General features: G+C 51.7%; 23 protein-coding genes, 5 tRNA genes, 2 other RNA genes and 2 pseudogenes. 11 read left to right on the top strand and 21 right to left on the bottom strand.

Features of this window, described 5'->3' with window-relative positions; genetic code table 11:
• The 8 genes and pseudogenes from OCH02_RS08655 to OCH02_RS08625 all read left to right on the top strand — a co-directional run.
• On the top strand, window positions 1-624 hold a 624-nt coding region (locus tag OCH02_RS08655), incomplete at its 5' end, for a DUF3289 family protein (RefSeq protein WP_261430849.1).
• Complete coding sequence (locus tag OCH02_RS08650) at window positions 605-1,069, top strand: DUF943 family protein (protein WP_261430848.1); 465 nt, start codon at window positions 605-607, stop codon at window positions 1,067-1,069. The genes OCH02_RS08655 and OCH02_RS08650, both read left to right, overlap by 20 nt.
• Before the next feature lie 111 nt (window positions 1,070-1,180).
• A complete protein-coding gene (locus OCH02_RS08645; RefSeq protein WP_261430847.1) occupies window positions 1,181-1,648 on the top strand; it encodes a DUF943 family protein in 468 nt (155 codons plus the stop codon).
• Window positions 1,649-1,858: 210 nt separating this feature from the next.
• Window positions 1,859-2,701 carry a DUF3289 family protein gene (locus OCH02_RS08640; RefSeq protein WP_261431339.1) on the top strand — a complete coding sequence of 281 codons (843 nt, stop codon included), beginning with the start codon at window positions 1,859-1,861 and terminating at the stop codon, window positions 2,699-2,701.
• The gene (locus tag OCH02_RS08635; protein WP_261430846.1) at window positions 2,691-3,146 is read left to right on the top strand and encodes a DUF943 family protein; all 456 of its coding nucleotides are present in this window, start codon (window positions 2,691-2,693) and stop codon (window positions 3,144-3,146) included. Before OCH02_RS08640 ends, OCH02_RS08635 begins: the two co-directional genes overlap by 11 nt.
• 255 nt (window positions 3,147-3,401) lie before the next feature.
• Window positions 3,402-3,680: pseudogene (locus OCH02_RS25480) on the top strand (DUF3289 family protein); the annotation flags it as partial.
• A pseudogene (locus tag OCH02_RS25475) lies at window positions 3,674-3,832 on the top strand (DUF3289 family protein); the annotation flags it as partial. The pseudogenes OCH02_RS25480 and OCH02_RS25475, both read left to right, overlap by 7 nt.
• Window positions 3,816-4,283 (top strand): DUF943 family protein, encoded by a 468-nt coding sequence (locus tag OCH02_RS08625; protein WP_261430845.1) that lies wholly within the window; start codon window positions 3,816-3,818, stop codon window positions 4,281-4,283. The pseudogene OCH02_RS25475 and the gene OCH02_RS08625, both read left to right, overlap by 17 nt.
• Before the next feature lie 423 nt (window positions 4,284-4,706).
• Here OCH02_RS08625 and aroG read toward each other — a convergent pair whose 3' ends face one another.
• Entirely contained in the window at window positions 4,707-5,759 is a 1,053-nt protein-coding gene (gene aroG, locus OCH02_RS08620; RefSeq protein ID WP_261430844.1) for a 3-deoxy-7-phosphoheptulonate synthase AroG, read from the bottom strand.
• Between the two features lie 205 nt (window positions 5,760-5,964).
• On the opposite strand from aroG, the gene OCH02_RS08615 reads away from it, so the two are divergent.
• From OCH02_RS08615 to zitB, 3 genes are read left to right on the top strand one after another with little or no spacing between them, the layout of a single operon-like run.
• Complete coding sequence (locus OCH02_RS08615; RefSeq protein ID WP_261430843.1) at window positions 5,965-6,570, top strand: response regulator; 606 nt, start codon at window positions 5,965-5,967, stop codon at window positions 6,568-6,570.
• On the top strand, window positions 6,567-9,779 hold the full coding sequence (locus OCH02_RS08610) for an ATP-binding protein (protein ID WP_261430841.1): 3,213 nt from the start codon (window positions 6,567-6,569) through the stop codon (window positions 9,777-9,779). The genes OCH02_RS08615 and OCH02_RS08610 overlap by 4 nt, the downstream gene beginning before the upstream one ends.
• On the top strand, window positions 9,779-10,729 hold the full coding sequence (gene zitB, locus OCH02_RS08605; protein WP_261430840.1) for a CDF family zinc transporter ZitB: 951 nt from the start codon (window positions 9,779-9,781) through the stop codon (window positions 10,727-10,729). Before OCH02_RS08610 ends, zitB begins: the two co-directional genes overlap by 1 nt.
• A 38-nt stretch (window positions 10,730-10,767) precedes the next feature.
• Here the strand turns inward: zitB and pnuC are convergent, their stop codons facing one another.
• From pnuC to cydA, 20 genes are all read right to left on the bottom strand, one after another.
• The gene (gene pnuC / locus OCH02_RS08600; protein WP_261430839.1) at window positions 10,768-11,493 is read right to left on the bottom strand and encodes a nicotinamide riboside transporter PnuC; all 726 of its coding nucleotides are present in this window, start codon (window positions 11,491-11,493) and stop codon (window positions 10,768-10,770) included.
• 21 nt (window positions 11,494-11,514) lie between these two features.
• A complete protein-coding gene (gene nadA, locus OCH02_RS08595) occupies window positions 11,515-12,576 on the bottom strand; it encodes a quinolinate synthase NadA (protein ID WP_261430838.1) in 1,062 nt (353 codons plus the stop codon).
• Window positions 12,577-12,812: 236 nt separating this feature from the next.
• Window positions 12,813-12,937, bottom strand: a non-coding RNA gene (locus tag OCH02_RS08590) — RtT sRNA.
• A 43-nt stretch (window positions 12,938-12,980) separates the two neighbouring features.
• A tRNA-Lys gene (locus OCH02_RS08585) sits at window positions 12,981-13,056 on the bottom strand.
• A gap of 53 nt (window positions 13,057-13,109) precedes the next feature.
• A tRNA-Lys gene (locus tag OCH02_RS08580) sits at window positions 13,110-13,185 on the bottom strand.
• Window positions 13,186-13,255: 70 nt separating this feature from the next.
• A tRNA-Lys gene (locus OCH02_RS08575) sits at window positions 13,256-13,331 on the bottom strand.
• 7 nt (window positions 13,332-13,338) lie between these two features.
• Window positions 13,339-13,414, bottom strand: a tRNA-Val gene (locus OCH02_RS08570).
• A 32-nt stretch (window positions 13,415-13,446) separates the two neighbouring features.
• Window positions 13,447-13,567, bottom strand: a non-coding RNA gene (locus OCH02_RS08565) — RtT sRNA.
• Window positions 13,568-13,582: 15 nt separating this feature from the next.
• Window positions 13,583-13,658, bottom strand: a tRNA-Lys gene (locus tag OCH02_RS08560).
• A 178-nt stretch (window positions 13,659-13,836) separates the two neighbouring features.
• A complete protein-coding gene (gene cpoB / locus OCH02_RS08555; protein WP_261430837.1) occupies window positions 13,837-14,637 on the bottom strand; it encodes a cell division protein CpoB in 801 nt (266 codons plus the stop codon).
• Window positions 14,638-14,646: 9 nt separating this feature from the next.
• Entirely contained in the window at window positions 14,647-15,162 is a 516-nt protein-coding gene (gene pal, locus OCH02_RS08550) for a peptidoglycan-associated lipoprotein Pal (protein WP_012005714.1), read from the bottom strand.
• A 44-nt stretch (window positions 15,163-15,206) separates the two neighbouring features.
• A complete protein-coding gene (gene tolB, locus OCH02_RS08545; RefSeq protein ID WP_261430836.1) occupies window positions 15,207-16,499 on the bottom strand; it encodes a Tol-Pal system beta propeller repeat protein TolB in 1,293 nt (430 codons plus the stop codon).
• Window positions 16,500-16,632: 133 nt separating this feature from the next.
• Window positions 16,633-17,889: a cell envelope integrity protein TolA gene (gene tolA / locus OCH02_RS08540; protein WP_261430835.1), complete on the bottom strand. Its 1,257-nt coding sequence runs from the start codon at window positions 17,887-17,889 to the stop codon at window positions 16,633-16,635.
• Between the two features lie 81 nt (window positions 17,890-17,970).
• A complete protein-coding gene (tolR, locus tag OCH02_RS08535) occupies window positions 17,971-18,399 on the bottom strand; it encodes a colicin uptake protein TolR (RefSeq protein ID WP_012005711.1) in 429 nt (142 codons plus the stop codon).
• A gap of 12 nt (window positions 18,400-18,411) precedes the next feature.
• The gene (gene tolQ / locus OCH02_RS08530) at window positions 18,412-19,095 is read right to left on the bottom strand and encodes a Tol-Pal system protein TolQ (RefSeq protein ID WP_135315564.1); all 684 of its coding nucleotides are present in this window, start codon (window positions 19,093-19,095) and stop codon (window positions 18,412-18,414) included.
• Window positions 19,092-19,496 carry a tol-pal system-associated acyl-CoA thioesterase gene (ybgC, locus tag OCH02_RS08525; protein WP_012005710.1) on the bottom strand — a complete coding sequence of 135 codons (405 nt, stop codon included), beginning with the start codon at window positions 19,494-19,496 and terminating at the stop codon, window positions 19,092-19,094. The genes tolQ and ybgC overlap by 4 nt, the downstream gene beginning before the upstream one ends.
• Before the next feature lie 130 nt (window positions 19,497-19,626).
• Window positions 19,627-19,923: a cyd operon protein YbgE gene (gene ybgE / locus OCH02_RS08520; protein WP_012005709.1), complete on the bottom strand. Its 297-nt coding sequence runs from the start codon at window positions 19,921-19,923 to the stop codon at window positions 19,627-19,629.
• Window positions 19,923-20,036: a cytochrome bd-I oxidase subunit CydX gene (gene cydX, locus OCH02_RS08515; RefSeq protein ID WP_012005708.1), complete on the bottom strand. Its 114-nt coding sequence runs from the start codon at window positions 20,034-20,036 to the stop codon at window positions 19,923-19,925. Before cydX ends, ybgE begins: the two co-directional genes overlap by 1 nt.
• Window positions 20,037-20,053: 17 nt before the next feature.
• Window positions 20,054-21,193 carry a cytochrome d ubiquinol oxidase subunit II gene (gene cydB / locus OCH02_RS08510; protein WP_261430833.1) on the bottom strand — a complete coding sequence of 380 codons (1,140 nt, stop codon included), beginning with the start codon at window positions 21,191-21,193 and terminating at the stop codon, window positions 20,054-20,056.
• Between the two features lie 14 nt (window positions 21,194-21,207).
• Window positions 21,208-22,776, bottom strand: a complete 1,569-nt coding sequence (cydA, locus tag OCH02_RS08505) for a cytochrome ubiquinol oxidase subunit I (protein ID WP_261430831.1) — start codon at window positions 22,774-22,776, stop codon at window positions 21,208-21,210.
• Window positions 22,777-23,161: the final 385 nt, after the last annotated feature.

The raw sequence follows: 23,161 nt of genomic DNA, 5'->3' as shown, positions 1-23,161 counted from the left end.
CGTGAGGCATGCGCCAACATTCTGTTTGATGAATTCCGTCACCTCTCGCAGCCTTTCTCCGTATATGGTCCCTACAAGCCGCTGATCGAAAAGATGATCACCCATATGCAGAATGGCAAGGGTTCGCCTTTCACCAGTACGCATCTGGATGCGGCTTTGAAGGAGCATGTTTTGAGTGACAGATCGCCAGATAATAGCTCACGCTTATTATTGGGGGAATCTTTAAGTAAAAATATAGACTGGGAGAATAAATGTTATCCAATAGAAAATAAAAGTGAACTAAACGATGCTATCCTTGGAGGAAAGTTACCTAAATTTGATAGGTTACAGGATAATTTTAACGGCATGGGCATCACTGTTCACGATACTTGGGCAACTCATATCACCATAAAGTCACTACAGATTGATAATAACCGCTATCGTGCGATTGTGCACTACAAGGTACAGGATCACTTCGGCCTGGACGGTGACGACATTTCAAATTCTAAATTTAACCGGCTCCGTTTTTTCCGTATCTGGTTTGTACTCCAGCGATACCGTCAGTTTGGTTTTAAACCCTTTATGACCAATATGGAAGCCACTGTAGAAATTACCAGAGGACGAAATGAAAACAAAAACCAATAAAAATATCTATGTACTGATTCTGACCGGTTTCGTTCTAATTCTTTATTTTATCTGGTTATCTAATCGCACAGTTGAAATAGTAGACATCCATCAGAGAAACAATTACAGTGATGTGTTGGTAACAAATTTCCCTTTCACTGATAAAGGTAAAATAAACTGGTGGATGGAAAATAAAGATAGATTAAAAACCATGTATAACATACCAAAAGCAGCACCTTATGGTTTATTCACTATAGTATTTTGGGACTTTGGCGAGGGTTATAAAGAAGAAGGAAAGTATGACAGACGATGTTTTGATGATATGAAAACAAAATTTAACTGCATTGATAAAAATCGAATATTCTCAGTTGAGAATAACAAAAAAAATGATACATTTTTTACCGTACATGATGGAATATATCGTATGAATGAAAATGGAAATATTAAAAAAACTTATAGTAAATAATTCTATTATCCTCCAGGAGTGAAGGCAGGAAAACTGCCTTCACTCCTGTAATGCCAACATAGCCAAGCATGATAAATATGGAAGCCACTATAGAAATTACCTAGGGACAAAATGAAAATAAAAAGTAAGAAAACTTTCTGTGCACTATTCCTGATTGGCTGTACCCTGATCGGTTACGTCCTCTGGTTGTCACTGCGCCCTGTAGATATAATTTCCGTCCATGAAAAAAATAACTTTAGTGATGTTTTAGTGAAAAATTTTCCTTTTACCGATAAAAGGAAGGTAAATTGGTGGCTAAAAAATAAAGAGATATTGAAAGAGAAATATAACATACCCAAGCCTGATTCGGATGGTTTTTACACAGTAATATTTTGGGACTTTGGTGACGGATATCAGGAAGAGGGTAAGTATGACAGGTTATGTTTTGAGGATATGAAAACACAGAAAAATTGCATTGATAAAAATGCAATTTTCTCTGTAGACCATAGTAAAAATATGGGTACTACCTTTGTTGTATATGATGGCAGCGATTATCGTTTAGACCACAATGGTGAGATAGTAAAAATACAACACAAATAAAATTTGCTTTATCGTATAGAGACAGTAAGAGAATTCTCATTTTTCCCGTTTACGCCAGGTGCTACCCCAACGGAGAGAAAAATGGCACAGCCTGCCCTGCTTTCGGTAAGCCGACAGGGAGAGTTGCTCAACATTTACACCGCAGTCGGTCACGATATATCATCCATGGATAATGGCCGCAATGGACGACGACACAAGGAATGTATCACCATGTCAGCACTAGAGTTTCCCTGTACTATATTCAAAACCCAAAAACGAATGGACGACTATCGCGCGGAGGATATGCGCTGCGGTGATTTAAGCGAATCACAGTTAAAAAATACATTTAATCTGGCCGACATCTCTGCCAGGGTTAATCCGTTCACCTTGACGAAAATCACCCCGTTCAGTCAGCCACAATCACTGGCGCATGGTTCCCGTGGTGAGGACGAGAAAATTACCCGTGAGGCATGCGCCAACATTCTGTTTGATGAATTCCGTCACCTCTCGCAGCCTTTCTCCGTATATGGTCCCTACAAGCCGCTAATCGAAAAGATGATCACCCATATGCAGAATGGCAAGGGTTTGCCCTTCACCAGTACGCATCTGGATGCGGCTTTGAAGGAGCACATTCTTAATGACCGTACATTTAATAGTACGCGTTTGCGTTTAAAGAAAGAATTTAATAAATATATAGATTGGGATAATAAAGATTATCCAGCAGAAGAAAAAGATGTACTAAGGAAAACCATTCTTGATGGAAGATTACCTAAATTTGACAGATTCCAGGATAATTTTAACGGCATGGGAATTACTGTCCATGACACTTGGGCAACACATATCACCATAAAATCACTACAGATTGATAATGACCGCTATCGTGCGGTTGTGCATTACAAGGTACAGGATCACTTCGGTCTGGACGGTGATGATATTTCAAATTCTAAATTTAACCGGCTCCGTTTTTTCCGCATCTGGTTTATGCTTCAGCGATACCATCAGTTTGGTTTTAAACCCTTTATGACTAATATGGAAGCCACTATAGAGATTACCGGAGCACGCAATGAAAGTTAAAACGCTTTGTACACTATTCCTGATTGTCTGCGCATTGCTCGGTTACGTCCTCTGGTTGTCACTGCGTCCTGTAGAAATTGTGGCTGTCCATAAGGATGGGGAATTTAGTTCGGTTTTAGTTAAAAACTTCCCTTTTACCGACAAAGGAAAGATAAACTGGTGGCTAAACAATAAAGATATATTGAAAGATAAATATCAAATCCCTGAGACTGCGTCAAATAGGTACTTCACTATCACCTTTTGGGACTTCGGTGAAGGTTATAAAGAAGAAGGTAAGTATGACAGACGATGTTTCGATGATATGAACACATCAAAAAATTGCATAGATAAAAAAAAGGTTTTCTCCGTTGAGAATGACAGAAATAACGATATATTATTTAGCGTTTACAATGGAATTTATCACATGAAGAAAAATGGTAAACTGGTAAAAACAAAATACGAATGAAGACTTACTTTACTCATGTAATATCTACAAGAAAATGCCCTTAACTCCAGCCACTTAACATGAACTGTCCCACTTTATGGAGTCAGTCCAACTTCCGGCTTGAGTCAGTTATCCATACGCCCATAGCCAAGTATCAAGAGGGCCACCCTAAGGGAGAGAGAAAATGGCAATACCTTAGCGCCTAGTCCCCTTTCGGTAAACCGATAGGGAGAGTTGTTCAACATTTACACCGCAGTCGGTCACGATATATTATCCATGGATAAGGGCCGCAATGGACGACGACACAAGGAATGTATCACCATGCCAACATTACAGTTTCCCTGCACTATATTCAAACCCCAAAAACGAATGGACGACTATGGCGCGGAGGATATGCGCTGCGGTGATTTAAGCGAATCACAGTTAAAAAATACATTTAATCTGGCCGACATCTCTGCCAGGGTTAATCCGTTCACCTTGACGAAAATCACCCCGTTCAGCCAGCCACAATCACTGGCGCATGGTTCCCGTGATAAGGACAAGAAAAGGACGGTAACGATATTTCAAAATCTAAATTTAACCGGCTCCGTTTTTTCCGTATCTGGTTTGTACTCCAGCGATACCGTCAGTTTGGTTTTAAACCCTTTATGACCAATATGGAAGCCACTGTAGAAATTACCGGAGGACGAAATGAAAGCAGAAATTAAGAAAATACACTTTGGTCTATGGCTGGTTGGATGCTCGTTGATATGGTATCTAATCTGGCTGACATTTCGCCCAGTAAAGATCGTTTCGGTTCATAAAGATGAGAATTCCTCCCATGTTTTAGTGCGGAATTTTCCTTTAACGGATAAAGGAAAAATATCATGGTGGATTAAAAACAAGGATATATTAAAAGAAAACTATAACATCCCTAACCCTGCACCTTATGGTAGTTTTACCGTGAATTTTTGGGATTTCGGTGAAGGCTATAAAGAGGAGGGAAAGCACGATCGTCGATGCTTTGATGATATGAAAACCAATAAGAATTGCATTGATAAAAACCTTCTATTATCTATTAAGCGTATTAAATACGGGAATACATTATTTATCGTGTACGATGGGGGCAACTATCGCTTAGAAGAAAACGGGGATATTATAAAAATTCATCATAAATAAGTCTTTTATCCTCTCGGCGTGAAGACGGGAAGATTCCCTTCACTCCCGACTTGCACCAGCCATGCATTCATAGACAAATATCCCGATGGCTATCACGCACTCCCCCCTGTCCTCCTTTCGGTAATTCGTTAATAGGAAACCGCAGAAGTACAGGGGTGACAGTTAAGTTAGCGCCACCGAGCTTATCAATTAACCGTAGGCTAACGCATACGCTGTTTATCATTAAGAATTATATTCCGCTGGGCGGAAACAGCGTATTCACGTATTGATTATGAAAACGGCTTTTAACGGGCACAGGAAGCACTGCCCGACAGATATTGAGTCTATTTAAGCAAAACCGCCTGTCCCTCAAAATTCGTCTTGCAAAACAGGAGGCTTATAGACTCGACTCCTCGGATATTCCGCAAGCTGAGCCCTGTTTTATCAGGCGCGACGCGCCTTAACCGCCGCAGCCAACTCGCGCAGCACGGTTTCAGTGTCTTCCCAGCCGATGCAGGCGTCGGTGACGCTCTTGCCATAGACCAGCGGATCGCCGCTTTCCAGGTTCTGGTTGCCTTCCACCAGATGGCTTTCGATCATCACGCCCATAATCGCCTTTTCACCGCCGGCAATCTGTTGGCAGACGTCTGCGTTCACTTCCAGCTGCTTTTTGAACTGCTTGCTGCTGTTGGCGTGACTAAAATCGATCATCACCTGTGCAGGCAGACCCGCTTTGACCAGGCCCTCTTTGACTTCTTTGACGTGTGCCGCACTGTAGTTCGGCTCTTTGCCGCCGCGCAGAATGATGTGACAGTCGCCGTTACCGCTGGTGTTAACAATAGCCGAGTGGCCCCATTTGGTTACCGACAGGAAACAGTGCGGCGCGCTGGCGGCGTTGATGGCGTCAATCGCCACCTTGATGGTGCCATCGGTACCGTTTTTGAAGCCAACCGGGCAAGACAGGCCGGAAGACAGCTCACGGTGCACCTGGGATTCGGTAGTTCGTGCGCCGATCGCGCCCCAGCTCATCAGATCCGCCAGATACTGCGGGGTGATCATGTCGAGGAATTCGCCGGCAGCCGGCAGGCCAGAATCATTGATATCCAGCAACAGCTTACGCGCCAAACGCAGGCCGTCGTTGATCTGGAAGCTATTATCCATCTGCGGATCGTTAATCAAACCTTTCCAGCCTACGGTAGTGCGTGGTTTTTCAAAATAAACGCGCATTACTACTTCCAGCTCGCCGCTCAGTTCCTGACGCAACGCCAGTAAACGACCAGCGTACTCTTTGGCGGCTTTGGTATCGTGGATCGAGCAAGGGCCGATCACCACCAGCAGGCGATCGTCGCTGCCGCGAAGGATCTGATGAATGGCATTGCGTGCCTGTGACACCGTCTCTGCTGCGCGTTCAGTGGCCGGAAACTTTTCTAACAGGGCCACCGGTGGCAGGAGTTCCTTAATTTCTTTAATACGTAAATCGTCATTTAGGTAATTCATCACTTTTCCATTCGGTATCGAGAGGCGTTATTTCGCAGAGAGTAGATCTGACCAATTTAGCCTGTGAGGATAACGCTGTAAATCACCTTTGCCGCCTGCAGAATGAACGTCCGGATTAACAGTAGATTGTGCTGTTTCATCAGCAGAGCACAGTGGCTCCTTTTTAGTTATGCTTACGGCCAGGATCCGTTACTCGAGCCAAGCCATGCCCTCTTTGTTATTAGTTGATGACCACCCGGTGGTTCATGTCGCACTGGAAGCGGCGCTAATCAAGTCTTCCCGTCCCTATCGCCTGCAGGCGGTCCAGGATGACGTACAGGCGTTGGCCCGGTTGGCCGCAGCCGACTTTGCACTGGTGATCCTCGATATCGGCCTGCCGCAGGTAGACGGCCTGCAGCTGCTGAAAAAAATTCGTCGTCATTACCCGCAGCAGTCGATCCTGATTTATACCGCCCAGGAAGAAGAGATTTATGCCCGTATGGCCTATGTGGCCGGCGCCAACGGCTTTGTCCATAAGGGCTGCCGACTGGAACAACTGGTGCTGGCAATTGACACCGTGCTGGGCGGCGAGTTGTGCTTTCCTGTCGTTGCGATGGCGGAAGACACCCAGCCGGCAGAGGGTTCGCTGCTGACGCCAAAAGAACTGCAGGTTCTCGGGCTGCTCAGCAAAGGGCTGTCCAATCTGCAAATTGCCGAAATGCTGAGCATCAGCAACAAAACCGTCAGCACCCACAAAAAGAATATTTTGCGCAAGACTGGTGCCAGTAACCTGCTGGAACTGGTGGCGGTATTTAAAGAGCTGACGCCATGACCCGTGGGGTGCTGTTGCTGTTAACCCTGCTGCTGAGCCTCGGCAACGTCGCACAGGCGGCGCAGCCGGTACGTTATCAGTTGGTCAGCAACCTGAATATCCCGCTCGATATGCTGATCGTCAGTGAGAAAAACCCCTGGCGCGATGCCACCTTGCGTGTCGGCATCATCAGTGAAAATACCAGCCCCTATAACATCATCGTGGATGACGATTTGTACGGTTTGAACGCCGACTATCTCGGTTATGTTCAGCAGGTTACCGGCATTCACTTTCAGATTTACGGCTTTGCTAATCTGGCGCAGCTTGAACAGGCGCTGCATGACGGAACTATCGATCTGGTGTATGGCATTCCGCAAAATGAAGCGCTGCACGGCCTGAAGATTTCACAGCCTTATTACGTCAGTAATCTGCGTGTGCTGCGGGATCGCAGCAATGACCGTCAGGTGATGCTCAACTCCAGCAATGCCCGGGTGGCGATCAGCACCCTGACCGATATGCAGGCCGGTCATGCGTTGCAGGCGGTGTCCTCTCATGTGCAGCGTTACAACAATAACCTGCAGGCGGTGTATGCCCTGCTCAACGGCAGCAGCGACTACTTTATTGCCGACGAAGCCAGCGCCAGTTTTATTATTGACCAGTTACAGCTCGGCCAGCTTTATCAGATTGAAAGTACCGTTAACCTCGGGAATCTGTCATTCGTATTTGCCTCCGCCAACCCGACGCTGATCGAGACGCTCAACCTGGCCATCGCCGATACCCCGATGGAGTTTATGAACGCCATTCAGAGCCGCTGGAGCAAGAAAATCCCCAGCTATCTCGATACCGGCAATGCCGATCTGACCCAGATGGAAAAACATTGGGTGGCGACCCATCCCACCGTTTATTACGCCGCCATCGAGAATAATTTTCCGTTCGCCTACCGGGGTTCTGGCGGACAGGCGCGCGGCTACGCGATCGATATTCTGAATATCGTCGCGCAGAACACCGGATTACGCTTTATGCCACTTTGGGCACGTAACGCCGAGCAGGCCGACCAACTGGTGCAATCTGGGCAGGCGAGCTTCCGCACAGCCCTGCCGTTGGCTCGCGGCGTCAAGGCTCGCTATAGCGCCAGTATGCCGATCCACCGTTCACTGTGGGGGGTTTATGTCGGTCAGCAGGCCAACGGCATTTCCACCTGGAGCGATTTGGCTGGTAAACGCATCGGCGTGCTGCAGGGCGATCTGGCGCAAGGCCTGGTACCGGGCAACCAAGAGCCGATCCGTTTTGCCGACAGCAAGGCCATGTATGACGCCCTGGCCAACGGTCAGTTGGATGCGCTGGTGGATAATGTGATCTCGGCAAACTTTGTCGCACTGTCACGTTATTCCGGTGCGATAAAGCTGGCGTTCGCGGCCAATAACATCGCCTATCCGGTGGCATTCGGCGTGCGGCAGGATCAGCCACTGCTGTTGGCTATTCTCGATAAAAATCTGATGCAAATCCCGTCTGAAACACTGCAATCACTGCGTGATGAATGGATTGTCGATCGCAGCAACCTGATTGACGCAGTGAATGAAAACCGTATGCAACCGCAAACCACCTGGCTGCTGGCGCTGTTGGCGGCGGCAATCCTTCTGCTGCTGGGGCTCACCCTGCGGCGCTTCGTTCTGCAACGTCGGGAAAAGCGTGAGCGTGAGGTCATCGAACAGGCTCGTCAGCATGCCGAAGCCGAGAACCGGATGAAGAGCAAGTTTTTGGCCACCGTCAGCCATGAACTGCGTACGCCAATGCACGCCATTCTCGGCCTGCTGGAACTGGAGCTTAAACGCCAGCCGACGCCGGAGGGCTTGCCGGTGATTTACAGTTCGGCGTCGTCTTTGCTTAACCTGCTCAATGACCTGCAAGATCACGCGCGGCTGGAAACCGGCTCGTTGACGCTGGTAGCCAGGAGCGTGGCGCTGCAACCCTGGGTAGCCCACATCAATGCCCTGTATCAACCGCTGATCGGTGAACGCCCGGTAACGCTAAACATCAGTGCGGCCGACAACCTGCCTGCCGCAGTCCTCATCGATGGTGAGCGTTTACTTCAGGTGGCTAACAACCTGATAAACAATGCAATTAAGTTCACACCGCGCGGCACCATTCAGGTGAATATCGGTTGGCGTGAGCAGGCCCCACCGCAGGGGGAGCTGTGGCTGACGGTGGCTGACAGCGGCTGTGGCATCGCCGCCGATGAGATAGATAAACTGTTCCAGCCTTTCTATCGCGCGCGCGGCGCACAGCGCGTATCCGTTCAGGGAACCGGGTTGGGGCTGTCTATCTGTAAAGAGATTATCGAACAAATGGGCGGTCAAATTGCGTTGCAATCACAACCCGGCATCGGCACCCAGGTGACGCTGTCCGTGCCAGTAAGCCAGGTCGCTGTCGATCCCACGACTCAGCAGGCCGACACACCACTCGTTCTGCCGTCGCCCACCCTGCGCGTGGCGCTGATTGACGATCACCCCACCAACCTGCTGTTGATGGAGCGGCAACTACGCCACTTCGGCCTGCAGCCGACGTTATTCGAGCAGGGCCATAAGCTGTTGCAGGCCCACCGTCGGCAGCCGTTTGACCTGCTGTTTATCGATTACAATATGCCGCGCCCGGACGGCCTGACGCTGGCGAGGTTGATACGACGCGACGAACAACGCCATCAGCGCCCGGCCTGCCAGATCATTCTCTGCTCGGCCGACGTGCAGGAATTTACCCGCATCCCACCGGGCCTGGTGGCGATAGATCGCTTTTTAACCAAGCCAATTGCTCTGGCTGCAATAGCTCAGGCGCTACCGCAGCAACCTCAGGCTATAGAGCAGCAGTTAGTCCTTACTGACCTGCAGCGCACCCTGGTTGATATGGCCGGCAATGAGCGACCGATGCTCCTGCGTCTGGCAACAACGCTGCAGACGACGCTGCGGCAAGACCAGCAACGGCTTGAGCAGGCGGCACAGAACCAGGACTGGCCAACCCTGGCGCAAACCGCGCATCGCATCAAAGGCAGCCTGCTGATGTTGCAACTGCCTGCAGCGGCCAACCTGTGCCAACAACTGGCGGACCGCGGCCGTGAAGGAACATTCATTCAGGCCGCCTATACTGAATTGAGTACGTTAGTGGAACAGATACTGATAGAACTGGATAATCTGGTCAGCACTGACGAGTCGTATTTTGTTATGGATAAGGAAGAATAATGTCGGACGCCCCACACGTACACCTGCCAAAAGACAGTAATAGTAAACGCCTACTGACCGCTTTTTTAGTCACTGCGGTCTTTATGGTCGCCGAAGTGGCCGGCGGATTAATTTCAGGTTCACTGGCGCTGCTGGCGGATGCCGGCCATATGCTCACCGACGCCGCCGCACTGCTGGTGGCCTTGATGGCAGTTCACTTCTCACAGCGTAAGCCCAACGCACGCCACACCTTCGGTTATCTGCGTCTGACCACCCTGGCGGCCTTCCTCAACGCCGCCGCGCTGTTGGTGATCGTGGTATTCATCCTGTGGGAGGCGATACGGCGTTTCTTCGAGCCGCAGCCGGTGATGGGTGCGCCAATGCTGATTATCGCCATAGCGGGGCTGCTGGCTAACCTGTTCGCCTTCTGGCTACTGCACCGGGGCAGCGAAGAGAAGAATATCAATGTGCGCGCAGCCGCATTGCATGTGCTGGGGGATTTGCTGGGGTCGGTGGGTGCCATCGCTGCCGCCATTGTGATCCTGACCACTGGCTGGACGCCGATTGACCCGATATTGTCAGTGCTGGTGTCTTGTCTGGTGATACGCAGCGCCTGGCGACTGCTGAAAGAGAGTTTCCACGAACTGCTGGAAGGCACGCCGCAGGAGGTGGACATCAACAAGTTACAAAAAGACCTGTGCCTGAATATTCCGGAAGTGCGCAATATTCATCATGTCCATGTGTGGCAGATTGGTGAACAGAAGTTGATGACGCTGCATGCGCAGGTGATACCGCCGCACGACCATGATGGCCTGCTGCGCCGTATACAGGCCTATCTGCTGGAGCACTACCGGATTGGTCACGTGACCATTCAGATGGAATATCAGCACTGTGATACACCCGACTGTGGGATTAACCGGGCCCCCGAGCCGAGTGACCACTCACATTCACATGTGGGACATCATCACTAAAATCCGTTGGGGCGCCTTATTTCGGCGCCCCAACGTTGTTATGGTGCAGAAGATAATGGCCGCGATTGATTGTTGCCGGCGCTTTTGATCCACAGCCAGGAGCCGTTCAGCGCAATCAACGTCAGGATCACGTATTCCAGTGCCATGGCATAGACACCCTGGTAGGCGAATATCGCCACGCTGATCACGTCAATCACCACCCACAACAACCAGTTTTCCACGTACTTGCGCGTCATCAGGATCATCGCCACGATCGACAACACCATCATGGCCGAATCCCAGAATGGGAAGGCATCCGGCTGCAGCTGCGGCATTTGCACGCTCAAACCAAGCCCCTGCATCACCGTCACCGCTGCCTGCGTCAGCCAGGCAAACACGCGGTCAATGTTGAACGTCATCAAGGCGATGCCGATAACACACACCGTCGCCCAGCTCAGCGCCTTCGGCAGCGACAGCCAACGTATCTTCAGCTCGGCCTGATTATCCTGAGTCTGACGGCTCCAGGCGTACCAGCCGTAGATGTTGGCGACAAAAAAGAACAGCTGCAACAGCAGGCTGGCGTACAGCTGGATTTGGAAAAAAATTACAGCAAACAGCGTGACGTTAATCAGGCCGAACAGGTAATTGATTATTTTCTCTTTGCTGGCATACCAGATGCACAGCAGGCCAAACAGGGTGCCGATAGCCTCAATCCATGACAGATCGTAGCCCCCCGCTCCCAGCGGGATATGCACCAGGATATTGCTGGTACTGAAAAAGCTCATTTTATCATCCTTATTAAACGGTTAAGCGTTCCCTTTAACCTGCACCCTTAACTCAGCGGCGAAATCCAGCATCCGGTTCAGTGGGATCAGCGCCTTCTGACGCAGCGCGGCATCAACGTGGATCTCATGCAGTGCACCACCCTGTTCCAGCCCATCCGCGATAGCCTTCAGGCCATTCATCGCCATCCACGGGCAGTGCGCGCAGCTACGACAGGTGGCACCTTCCCCGGCGGTTGGCGCTTCAAACAACGCTTTGTCCGGGCAGGCCTGTTGCATCTTATAAAAAATACCGCGATCGGTGGCAACAATCAGTTGCGGATTAGGCAGGGTTTTCGCCGCCTGAATCAATTGGCTGGTTGAGCCTACCGCATCGGCCAGATCGACAACCGCCTGTGGTGACTCCGGATGCACCAGTATCGCCGCGTTCGGGTATAAGGCCTTCATCCGCATCAGGGCCTGGGTTTTAAACTCGTCATGGACGATACAGGCGCCCTGCCAGCACAGCATGTCGGCACCGGTTTGCTTTTGCACATAGCTACCCAGATGGCGATCCGGCGCCCAGATGATTTTCTCACCCAGACTGTCGAGATGTTCAATCAGTTCAACGGCGATACTGGAGGTGACCACCCAGTCCGCTCGAGCCTTTACCGCCGCTGAGGTATTAGCGTAGACCACCACGGTCCGATCTGGGTGACTGTCGCAAAAGGCATTGAAGTCTTCTTCCGGGCAACCGAGATCCAGCGAGCACTCCGCGTTCAGCGTCGGCATCAGCACCCGTTTTTCCGGGCTGAGGATCTTGGCGGTTTCCCCCATAAAACGCACCCCGGCAACCAGCAGGGTCGAAGCCGGATGATTGCTGCCAAAGCGCGCCATCTCCAGCGAGTCCGCGACACAGCCACCGGTTTCTTCCGCCAGCGCCTGGATCTCGGGATCGGTATAGTAATGGGCTACCATCACCGCATTACGCTGCTTGAGCAGGATTTTAATCTTCTCGCGGTAAAACGCCTTCTGCGCGTCCTCCAGCGGTACCGGCTTGGGCGGGAACGGGTACACCGCCGTATTAACATCAAACATTTCACTCATCGCTGCAATCTCTGTGCTAGGCTGGGTGTCTGCTGCCCGGGTATCACCCCATCGCAACCCCCCTTCGTTTTATATACTAAACAAAATACCCTTGTTTGTGCGAAAAGTCCGCTGATATTTTCAGTGTTGGGTATTTATCGTTTAATAGATTGAATTTTTAATGAAAGCGATAAGATTGTAGAAAGTAAAATGCATTTTGAGGGAAAAGCGGATTGAAGGCGTTGTGGAAAACCACTGGGGATACCGTGCGGGATTGATTCGGCCTTTGGCCTCACCCTTCGGGCAACGCTATGCGTTGTCGTATCGCTGCGCGATGCTCGAACCTGAACGCAGCTTCTCACCCACACGGTTCGTGAGTTATACGATGCTCAAGTTTGGGGAAAGTGCTGAGGTACTCTGTGAAATGGTGGGCCGTGCGGGATTCGAACCTGCGACCAATTGATTAAAAGTCAACTGCTCTACCAACTGAGCTAACGGCCCACTGAGGGGATACTGCTGAACCGCGTAAGCAGGAGAGGAACTCGCTGCAATAATGGTGGGCCGTGCGGGATTCGAACCTGCGACCAATTGATTAAAAGTCAACTGCTCTACCAACTGAGCTAACGGCCCACTGACGTGGTTTACTGCTGAACAACCAATACTAAACCGAAGCTCGTATTGCGGAAAAACCATTCTGAAATGGTGGGCCGTGCGGGATTCGAACCTGCGACCAATTGATTAAAAGTCAACTGCTCTACCAACTGAGCTAACGGCCCACAGCAGTGGTGGGTGATGACGGGCTCGAACCGCCGACCCCCTCCGTGTAAAGGAGATGCTCTACCAACTGAGCTAATCACCCACTAGTGTGGTTACTGCTACTACTTCAGAAACTGGTGGGTCGTGCGGGATTATTCGGCTTGCGCCTCACCCTTCGGGCCATCACTTCGTGATGTTGTCTCGCTTTGCGAGACTCGAACCTCTACGGTTCTCACCCTTACGATTTCACTTCATTTCTTATTTCAGGAATTGGTGGGTCGTGCGGGATTCGAACCTGCGACCAATTGATTAAAAGTCAACTGCTCTACCAACTGAGCTAACGACCCAATTTCCTTGCTGCTTTAACATCTTGCAAGATGTCTTGGCAACGGCGGCATATATTACTAATTTATCTTGGCAGCGCAACCTAAATTTATAAACAACAGGTTCAACTGCTTGTTCTTCACACGAATGAGCCCAGAAATCGGTCAAATCGACTAACTTCTGGGCTCATTTTTTTACTGACTAACCTGCTACTCGACTTTTCGCCTGTTTGGCCGCAGCACTGGTTGGGTATTGTTTAATCACCTGCTGGAACACGGCTTTGGCTTTATCAGCCTGCCCTTTTTCCTGCATGATGATACCTACCTTGTACATTGCGTCCGGTGCCTTAGGTGATTTTGCGTAATTCTTCACCACCACCGCATAATAGTAAGCCGCATCATCTTTCTTACCCTTGTTGTAGAACAACTGGCCCAGCCAATAGTTGGCGTTGGGCTGGTAAGTCGATTTTGGGTACTGTTTTACGAAGGACTGAAAAGCGGAGATAGCCTGGTCATACTGTTTTTTTTCCAGCGCCAATGAAACAGCGGCGTTGTAGTCGCTGTTTTCATCACCCGTACTGGCCGGCGCTGCTGCCGTAGCGCCCGCAGAGGCGCTGTCAGCGCCGTCGGCGGACGCAGCCGCTGCTGCCCCACCTGCGGCACCCGCTGCAGCAGCGGAGCTCTGAGCGCCGCCCTGGCTGATGCTATCCATCTGCTGATAGATCTGCTTTTGGCGTTCAACAACCTGATTCAGTTGATATTGGTTTTCCTGGATTTGCCCGCGGAGAGAGTCAATATCGCGCTGGTTGTCAGAGAGTTGTTGCTGGAGTTGGTTTAAAAGCTGGCCCTGAGCATTGCTGATGCGCTCAAGTGAGGTGACACGGTCTTCGACCGAGCCGGAGCCGACATTACTGATTGGCGCTTGGGCAGTAGCGGCCCATGGGACCGCTACGCCAACCAGTAACGACAGACTCAACAAGTGACGTCTGAAGTTACTGTTCATGCGATTCTCTTAGTAAACCAGAACTGCACGACGGTTTTTAGCATAAGCCGCTTCGTCGTGGCCCAGTACTGCTGGTTTTTCTTTACCGTAAGAAACGATAGAGATCTGGTCAGCAGAAACGCCTTTACCTTGCAGGTACATTTTGACTGAGTTAGAACGACGCTCACCCAGGGCAATGTTGTATTCCGGCGTACCGCGTTCATCCGCGTGGCCTTCTACGGTCACTTTGTAAGACGGGTTGTTACGCAGGAATGCAGCGTGCGCGTCCAGCATCTGAGCGAACTCAGAGCTCACGTCATACTTGTCCAGGCCGAAGTAAACAATGTTGTTCTTCTGCAGTTCTTGCATTTGCAGACGAGCTTGTTCTTCAGAAGACAGGTTGCTGCTGCCATTTTCTGTACCAGTGCCAGCGCCAGCGCCCATACCAGATTGGTCGTTGTTTGCGCTTTTGTTAGAACTACAAGCCGCTACAGCCAGAACTGGCAGTGCCAGCAGAAGCCCTTTCAGCACTTTGTTCAGTTGCATTTCTTTAATCCTTTTATAGTTTGCCATACATATTTACACATGCATCACAGATACGGCGACCAGGCAGGGAATTTGACCTGTCCATCAGTTGCCGGAAGACGCGCTTTAAAACGCCCATCAGTCGATACCAGTTGCAGCACGGAGCCCATACCTTGCGTGGAGCTATAGATCACCATGGTGCCATTTGGCGCAATACTAGGCGTTTCGTCCAGGAAGGTGCCGGTCAAAACTTGAACCGCCCCCGATCCGAGATCTTGTTTGGCGATATGCTGAGCACCACTGTTAGAGCTCACCATCACCAGGAATTTACCATCAGAGCTGACTTCAGAATCCTGATTCTGAGAGCCTTCCCATGTCAGACGCTGTGACGCACCGCCACTGGCACTGACTTTATAAATCTGTGGTCTGCCGCCCTGATCGGAGGTATAGGCCAGAGACTGCCCATCCGGGAACCAGGTCGGTTCGGTATTGTTGCTGCGCCCGTCGGTGACTTGGGTGATCTGGCCAGAGCCAAGATTCATCACGTACAGGTTCAGGCTACCGCTTTTAGACAGCGCAAACGCCAGGCGGCTGCCGTCCGGTGAGAACGCCGGTGCCCCGTTGTGACGCGGGAACGAAGCGATCTGACGGATAGCCCCGTTAGCCAGGGTCTGCACCACCAGCGCAGAACGGCCGCTTTCAAAGGTCACGTACGCCAGTTTGCTGCCGTCCGGCGACCAGGCCGGGGACATCAGAGGTTCTGGTGAGCGATGTACCGTAAACTGGTTGTAGCCGTCGTAATCCGCCACGCGCAGCTCATACGGGAATTTCCCGCCGTTGGTCTGCACTACGTATGCGATACGGGTACGGAATGCGCCCTTGATACCGGTCAGTTTCTCAAACACTTCGTCACTGGCGGTGTGAGCAGAATAACGCAACCATTGTTTGGTCACTTTATACTGGTTCTGCGCCAGAACGGTGCCTGGTGAGCCCGAAGTGTCCACCAGTTGATAAGAGATCAGGTAGCCGCCGTCTGCACCAGGTTGCACCTGGCCGACCACGACCGCGTCAATGCCCAATGCAGTCCAGGCCGCCGGCGTCACTTCAGATGCGGTGGTCGGTTGCTGCGGCATACGCGCCACGTCAATTGGGTTGAATTTGCCGCTGTTGCGCAGGTCTGCGCCGACAATCTTGCCAATATCTTCCGGAGGCGTGCCTGGGCCCGCCCATTTAAACGGCACCACGCCAATCGGGCGAGCAGAGTCGACCCCTTGGGTGATTTCAATGCGAACTTCCGCGTGAAGAACGGATGCCCACAGTATTAAAAAACCTAGCGCTACTCGAAATGCCTGCTTCATCTCATCTCCCTTATCCAGGCGGAATGCCTGCGATAAATTAGCAGAATTTTAACAAACCAACTCACATAAAACTACATAATCCCTGTTGGTTACCTTAGTACATCCCTGCGATATGACTCAGCTAAAACAACCATTATTGTGGCTTAAACGTAAGGGGAGCATTCTTAAACACCTCATATACTGCCTGACTTGGCGGTTTCGGTATTCTCGCCTGCTTCGCAGCAGCTATTGCCGCCTGGCAGAGTGCCGGATCGCCCCCTTCGGATTTAACATCAATCAACAGGCCATCCGGTGCCAGTTTGATTCGCAGGTCGCACTTACGCCCTTTATACAAATCTGCATCATAGAACTTGCTTTGAATCGCCGAAGTGATCTGTCCCAGATAACCGTTGATCTCGGCACCACTGGCACCCGCAGTCTTGGCATTGCCCTGACCGGCCGGTTTACCGTCACCCTTCTGCTTGCCGCCGCCTTTCGGCGCGTTTTTGCCGTCCGCCAGGTCGCCAAATAAATTGTTAACGTCCGAAGACTGCTCAGCTGCGGCTGCAGCGGCTTTCTTCTTGGCATCTGCGGCTTTCTTGGCTGCGGCCTTTTCAGCAGCAGCGGCTTTTTTCTCCGCCTCTGCGGCCGCTTTCTTCTCGGCATCAGCAGCCGCTTTTTTCTCAGCCTTTTCAGCCTCTGCGGCAGCCTTCTTCTCGGCGTCGGCAGCGGCTTTTTTCTCTGCAGCTTCAGCTGCAGCGGCTTTCTTCGCTTCTTCCGCCTGTTTCTTGGCGGTAGCCGCGGCGGCAGCTTCTTTCTTGGCTTCAGACTCGGCTTTCTTCTGCGCGTCTGCCTGTGCTTTAGCGACTTTATCCGCTTCGGCCTTGGCCTTGGCGGCAGCGGCCTCCGCTACTTTCTGTTGTTCTTTGGCTTTCGCCGCGGCGTTCTCGGCCACTTTTTGCTGTTCAGCTGCCTGCTTTTGTTGCTCCGCCGCTTGCTTTTGCTGCTCTGCGGCCTGCTTTTGCTGTTCAGCCTGTTCTTTCGCGTCCTGAGCCGCTTTTTCCTGCGCGGTCAAACGCTCTTTCTCCAGCTCTTTCAGGCGCTGTTGTTCCGCCGCCTGCTTCTGCTGAAGTTCTTCGGCCTGTTGCTCCGCTTTTTTCTGGCGCTGCTTTTCAGCACGCTGCGCGTCGTTACTCTGCTGTTGCTGGCGGTTGTACTGCTCCACCACTGCCCCGGGATCGACCATCACTGCACCGACGACCGAACCCTCGCCGCCACCGCCGGCACTACTCATTTCGACGTTTTCTTGCAGCGATCCCCAAATCAGCAGGGCAATCAATACAAAGTGCAGAACGACCGAAACAATAACGGCGCGGTTCAGCTTATCGTTTTGCTCAGTTGCCTTTACCAAAATAGATTCCCAAAAACTGGTGTTGCTTATACGGGGTTCCTGCACCGCAGCGCAGGAACCGGGTTGCCACTGACCTTAGGGTCAAATTGGCTGGGTCATCAGCCCCACGGAAGTGACGCCCGCCTGATGGAGAATATTCAATGCCTTGATAATCTCATCGTACGGAACTTCCTTCGCCCCACCGATCAAAAAGACCGTCTTGGGGTTGGCCGCCAAACGCGACTTGGCTTCGGCTGCAACCTGCTCCGGCGGCAACAGTTCCATACGGTCGTGATCCACCACCATGGTGTATTGGCCCACGCCGGAAACCTCGAGGATCACCGGCGGGTTATCACTGCTGGAAACCGCTTTGGAATCGGTGGCGTCCGGCAGATCAACCTCAACGCTCTGGGTGATGATCGGTGCGGTTGCCATAAAGATCAGCAACAACACCAGCAACACGTCGAGCAGCGGAACTATGTTAATTTCGGACTTCAGCTCGCGCCGATTACGTCCACGAACTCTCGCCATGCTACCTCCTACTTATTTGCTGTCGCTGGAGAAGGCCTGACGATGCAGAATAGCGGTGAACTCTTCCATAAAGTTGTCGTAATTCTGCTCAAGCTTGTTGACGCGCTGGTTGAGGCGGTTATAGGCCATAACGGCCGGGATAGCGGCGAACAGACCGATGGCGGTTGCGATCAGTGCTTCGGCGATACCCGGTGCTACCATTTGCAGCGTGGCCTGTTTCACCGCACCCAGTGCGATAAAGGCGTGCATAATCCCCCACACGGTGCCGAACAGGCCGATATACGGACTGATCGAACCCACGGTGCCGAGGAAAGGAATGTGGTTTTCCAGCGTTTCCAGTTCGCGGTTCATCGAGATACGCATGGCACGTGACGCACCTTCGATCACCGATTCCGGCGCATGGTTATTAGCGCGGTGCAAACGAGCGAACTCTTTGAAACCAGAGTGGAAAATTTGCTCTGAGCCGGTCAGGCTATCGCGACGTGCCTGGCTTTCCTGATACAAACGGGAAAGCTCAATACCGGACCAGAATTTGTCTTCGAAGGCTTCGGCGTCACGCGTGGCCGCATTAAGGATGCGGGTGCGCTGGATGATGATCGCCCAGGAAGCCACTGAGAAGCATATCAAAATCAACATGATAAGCTTAACCAACAGGCTGGCCTTCAAGAATAAATCTAGGATGTTCATGTCATTCACTGCTTAAACTCCGCGACAATAGACTTAGGAAGCGCTATCGGCTTCATTTGGTGTGGATCAATACATGCAATCAACACGTCGGCCTGACTCAAAAGAGTTCCGTCAGAATTGACAATGCGTTGAGCAAACGTAAGAGAAGCCCCGCGCATTGAGGTGATTTCACTCTGGACTTCAAGCTGGTCGTCAAGACGAGCAGGAAGCAGATAATCAACCGTCATGCGCCGGACAGCGAAGGCGACATTTTCACTGAGCAGCTGCTGTTGATGAAAGTTATGATGACGCAGCATCTCGGTGCGCGCTCTTTCAAAAAAAGCTACATAGCGGGCGTGATAGACCACACCACTGGCATCGGTATCTTCGTAGTAAACGCGAACCGGCCATCGAAACAACGTATTACTCACTCTACTTCCCAGCAATGCAATTTAACGGTGCTACTATACGCAAGACAGATCGGGTTGGGAATGGGTTACAAGATGGGAACGAAAATAATTATGGGCCGCGATGGCCCATAACTTGGGGGTATAGCGGAGATTATAAAGAAACGTAAAGTAATCCTGCGGCCAGGATCACAATTGCCGGAAGTGGCGCAAAAAAAGCTCGCCACAGGGTGCGTTGCGGTCGGAACCCGACGCCATGAACCACCCCGGCACACACTGCCCAAATAAGCAGCAGCCCTTCCCAAATCTCCAGCGAGCTGGTCTTCGCCGCAAAGCGGGTCGGATCCCAGAAAATACAGCCCGCCAAAATCAACGCCAGCACCAGTGAAAGGGCCCGGACCGGGCCCTTGTCGGTGATAGCGTACAGCTTGTCAGTCAGTGACAAACTCATCACTTATCGTCTTGCTGTGCTTTTGAATCTTCGTGGTGCTCAAGTGCCAGCGCCGTGATGATGCCGAAGGCACAGGCAAGAAGCGTTCCGAGAATCCAGGCAAAATACCACATGGTTTAGCTCCCTATCCTTAATACAGCGAATGCTTGTTGTTCTCGATGAAGTTCTTATCGAGACGGCCGAACATTTTGTAGTACGACCAACTGGTGTACGCCAGAACGATAGGCACGAAGATCGCCGCAACAACGGTCATCACTTGCAGCGTCAACAGGCTGGAGGTGGCATCCCACATAGTCAGGCTGATGTTAGGCACGGTGCTTGACGGCATCACGAACGGGAACATGGTCACCCCGGCGGTCAGGATCACACAGGCAATGGTCAGCGACGAGGTCACGAACGCCAGCGCGTCTTTCGACAAGCGCGAGAACAGTACCGTGAACAGCGGTAGCACCACGCCCAGTGCAGGCAGTGCCCACAGCAGCGGATACTTGTTGAAGTTGATTAACCAGGCACCGGCCTGATGAGCCACTTCTTTACGCATCGGGTTAGACTCTGCCATGGTGTTCAGCGTCGAGGTAATCACATAACCATCGATGCCTTTCACCAGCCAGATACCGCCCAACAGGAAGAACACCGCCATCACCAGCGTGGAGATCTGCGCCGCAGTGCGAGCACGCAGGTGAATTTCACCGCTGGTACGCATCTGCAGGTAAGTTGCCCCCTGAGTCACCAGCATGGTCAAGCTGACCACACCCGCCAACAGACCAAACGGATTGAGCAGTTGGAAGAAATTGCCGGTATAGAACAGGCGCATGTATTCATCCATGTGGAACGGCACACCCTGCAACAGGTTGCCGAACGCCACGCCGAATACCACCGCAGGCACGAAGCTACCGATAAAGATGCCCCAGTCCCACATGTTGCGCCAGCGGCTGCTCTCCAGCTTCGAGCGGTAGTCAAAACCGACCGGGCGGAAGAACAAGGCTGACAGCACCAGGATCATGGCAACATAGAAACCGGAGAACGCCGCCGCATAGACCATCGGCCAGGCAGCGAACAGTGCGCCACCGGCAGTGATCAACCACACCTGGTTACCGTCCCAGTGTGGCGCGATGGAGTTGATCATCACCCGGCGCTCGCTATCGGTTTTACCGATAATGCGCACCAGGATGCCGACCCCCATGTCAAAACCGTCGGTGACGGCGAAACCGATCAGCAGTACGCCAATCAGGACCCACCAGATAAATCGCAGTACTTCATAATCAAACATACGTGGACTCCTGTTTAGCGCGCTTCCTGCACGGCGGCAGTCGGTTGTTCAAAGTGGTAGCGGCCAGTTTTCAGGCTGCTTGGACCCAGACGTGCAAATTTGAACATCAGGTACATTTCAGCCACCAGGAACAGGGTGTACAAGCCGCAAATCAGCCCCATCGAGAACAGAATGTCGCCTGCAGTCAGTGAAGAGTTGGCGACCGCAGTCGGCAGCACCTCACCAATCGCCCAAGGCTGACGACCGTATTCAGCCACAAACCAGCCGGCTTCGATCGCGATCCAAGGCAGCGGCAGACCATACAGCGCCGCACGGTGCAGCCATTTTCTCTGGCCAACACGGTTGCGAATCACGCTCCAGAACGACAGACCGATGATCAACAGCATCAGCACGCCACAGGCCACCATGATACGGAAGGCGAAGTACAGCGGTGCTACGCGTGGGATCGAGTCTTTGGTTGCCTGCTGGATCTGCGTTTCCGTCGCGTCGGTGACGTTCTGGGTATAACGCTTCAGCAGTAAGCCGTAGCCCAGGTCCTGCTTGGCTTTATTGAACTCGGTGCGTACCGCCGGGTCGGTATTGCCACCGCGCAACTCTTCCAGCAGCCCATAGGCTTTCATCCCGTTGCGGATGCGCACTTCATGCTGCGCCATCAGATCTTTCAGGCCGGTGACCTGGGTATCTGTTGAGCGGGTAGCGATCAGGCCAAGCGCGTAAGGGATTTGGATCGAGTAGGAGTTTTCCATTTTATCCTGATTCGGAATACCGAACAGGGTAAAGGAAGCCGGTGCCGGTTGCGTGTCCCACTCGGCTTCGATAGCGGCCAGTTTGGTTTTCTGCACGTCGCCCATTTCGTAGCCGGATTCATCACCCAGAACGATAACGGACAGCACGGCAGCCATACCGAAGCTGGCGGCAATAGCGAAGGAGCGTTTGGCGAAGGCGAGATCACGGCCTTTCAACAGGTAGTAAGAGCTGATACCCAGAACGAACATCGCGCCGCAGGTGTAGCCGGCTGCCACGGTATGCACAAACTTCACCTGCGCAACCGGGTTGAGAACCAGTTCGGAGAAGCTGAGCATCTCCATACGCATGGTTTCGAAATTGAAGTCCGCAGCGATCGGGTTTTGCATCCAACCGTTGGCGACCAGGATCCACAACGCAGAGAAGTTTGAGCCCAGTGCCACCAGCCAGGTAACGGCCATGTGCTGCACCTTGCCCAGACGATCCCAGCCGAAGAAGAACAGGCCGACCAGCGTCGATTCAAGGAAGAACGCCATCAGACCTTCGATGGCCAGCGGGGCCCCGAAAATATCACCGACGTAGTGGGAGAAATATGACCAGTTAGTCCCGAACTGGAACTCCATGGTCAAACCGGTGGCCACACCCAAGGCAAAGTTAATTGCAAATAACTTGCCCCAGAATTTGGTCATATCTTTATAGATTTGCTTGCCTGACAGTACATATACCGTTTCCATAATTGCCAACAGGAACGCCATACCCAGCGTTAATGGGACAAATAAGAAGTGGTACATCGCCGTTAAAGCAAACTGTAAGCGCGACAGTTCGACAATATCAAACATCTTGACTCCTTGCTCCTCGCAGGAAGACTCCGACATGCGGTTATCGATATGACTTCGGGTGAAGCTACCGGTAACGCCCCGCAGTGAATGCCCTTAAACACAACAAAAATTTGATCCAGCTTCTCCGCTTTCAACCATGCATTCGACGCGGGCCTGACTGGCCAGTGCACAAAACACACCACTGAAAACCGACAACGGGTAACAAATGCAACAAGATCAACCATCCATATTCAGCATGGATGATACTCGCCCAATCCCACACAATAAATAGGTTTTTACGTGATATGTGACCTGCCCCCAGGATTAGATACAACGCTCACTTAGTAATGTCGGATCCTTCACTATCAGAATTACCCTTTCTCCAGGCCGCCGCAAATTCAGACGG

It is taken from the genome of Serratia quinivorans (assembly GCF_946227985.1).
Taxonomy (GTDB): Bacteria; Pseudomonadota; Gammaproteobacteria; order Enterobacterales; family Enterobacteriaceae; genus Serratia; species Serratia quinivorans_A.
Note: the sequence above shows the minus strand (reverse complement) of the source record. Positions and strands in the feature narration are given on the sequence as shown.

Excerpts from the sequence above, each read along its gene's own strand:
- OCH02_RS08650 (WP_261430848.1), top strand. The coding sequence starts at position 605 with ATGAAAACAAAAACCAATAAAAATATCTATGTACTGATTCTGACCGGT.
- OCH02_RS08645 (WP_261430847.1), top strand. The coding sequence starts at position 1,181 with ATGAAAATAAAAAGTAAGAAAACTTTCTGTGCACTATTCCTGATTGGC.
- OCH02_RS08640 (WP_261431339.1), top strand. The coding sequence starts at position 1,859 with ATGTCAGCACTAGAGTTTCCCTGTACTATATTCAAAACCCAAAAACGA.
- OCH02_RS08635 (WP_261430846.1), top strand. The coding sequence starts at position 2,691 with ATGAAAGTTAAAACGCTTTGTACACTATTCCTGATTGTCTGCGCATTG.
- OCH02_RS08625 (WP_261430845.1), top strand. The coding sequence starts at position 3,816 with ATGAAAGCAGAAATTAAGAAAATACACTTTGGTCTATGGCTGGTTGGA.
- aroG (WP_261430844.1), bottom strand. The coding sequence starts at position 5,759 with ATGAATTACCTAAATGACGATTTACGTATTAAAGAAATTAAGGAACTC.
- OCH02_RS08615 (WP_261430843.1), top strand. The coding sequence starts at position 5,965 with ATGCCCTCTTTGTTATTAGTTGATGACCACCCGGTGGTTCATGTCGCA.
- OCH02_RS08610 (WP_261430841.1), top strand. The coding sequence starts at position 6,567 with ATGACCCGTGGGGTGCTGTTGCTGTTAACCCTGCTGCTGAGCCTCGGC.
- zitB (WP_261430840.1), top strand. The coding sequence starts at position 9,779 with ATGTCGGACGCCCCACACGTACACCTGCCAAAAGACAGTAATAGTAAA.
- pnuC (WP_261430839.1), bottom strand. The coding sequence starts at position 11,493 with ATGAGCTTTTTCAGTACCAGCAATATCCTGGTGCATATCCCGCTGGGA.
- nadA (WP_261430838.1), bottom strand. The coding sequence starts at position 12,576 with ATGAGTGAAATGTTTGATGTTAATACGGCGGTGTACCCGTTCCCGCCC.
- cpoB (WP_261430837.1), bottom strand. The coding sequence starts at position 14,637 with ATGAACAGTAACTTCAGACGTCACTTGTTGAGTCTGTCGTTACTGGTT.
- pal (WP_012005714.1), bottom strand. The coding sequence starts at position 15,162 with ATGCAACTGAACAAAGTGCTGAAAGGGCTTCTGCTGGCACTGCCAGTT.
- tolB (WP_261430836.1), bottom strand. The coding sequence starts at position 16,499 with ATGAAGCAGGCATTTCGAGTAGCGCTAGGTTTTTTAATACTGTGGGCA.
- tolR (WP_012005711.1), bottom strand. The coding sequence starts at position 18,399 with ATGGCGAGAGTTCGTGGACGTAATCGGCGCGAGCTGAAGTCCGAAATT.
- ybgE (WP_012005709.1), bottom strand. The coding sequence starts at position 19,923 with ATGAGTTTGTCACTGACTGACAAGCTGTACGCTATCACCGACAAGGGC.
- cydX (WP_012005708.1), bottom strand. The coding sequence starts at position 20,036 with ATGTGGTATTTTGCCTGGATTCTCGGAACGCTTCTTGCCTGTGCCTTC.
- cydB (WP_261430833.1), bottom strand. The coding sequence starts at position 21,193 with ATGTTTGATTATGAAGTACTGCGATTTATCTGGTGGGTCCTGATTGGC.
- cydA (WP_261430831.1), bottom strand. The coding sequence starts at position 22,776 with ATGTTTGATATTGTCGAACTGTCGCGCTTACAGTTTGCTTTAACGGCG.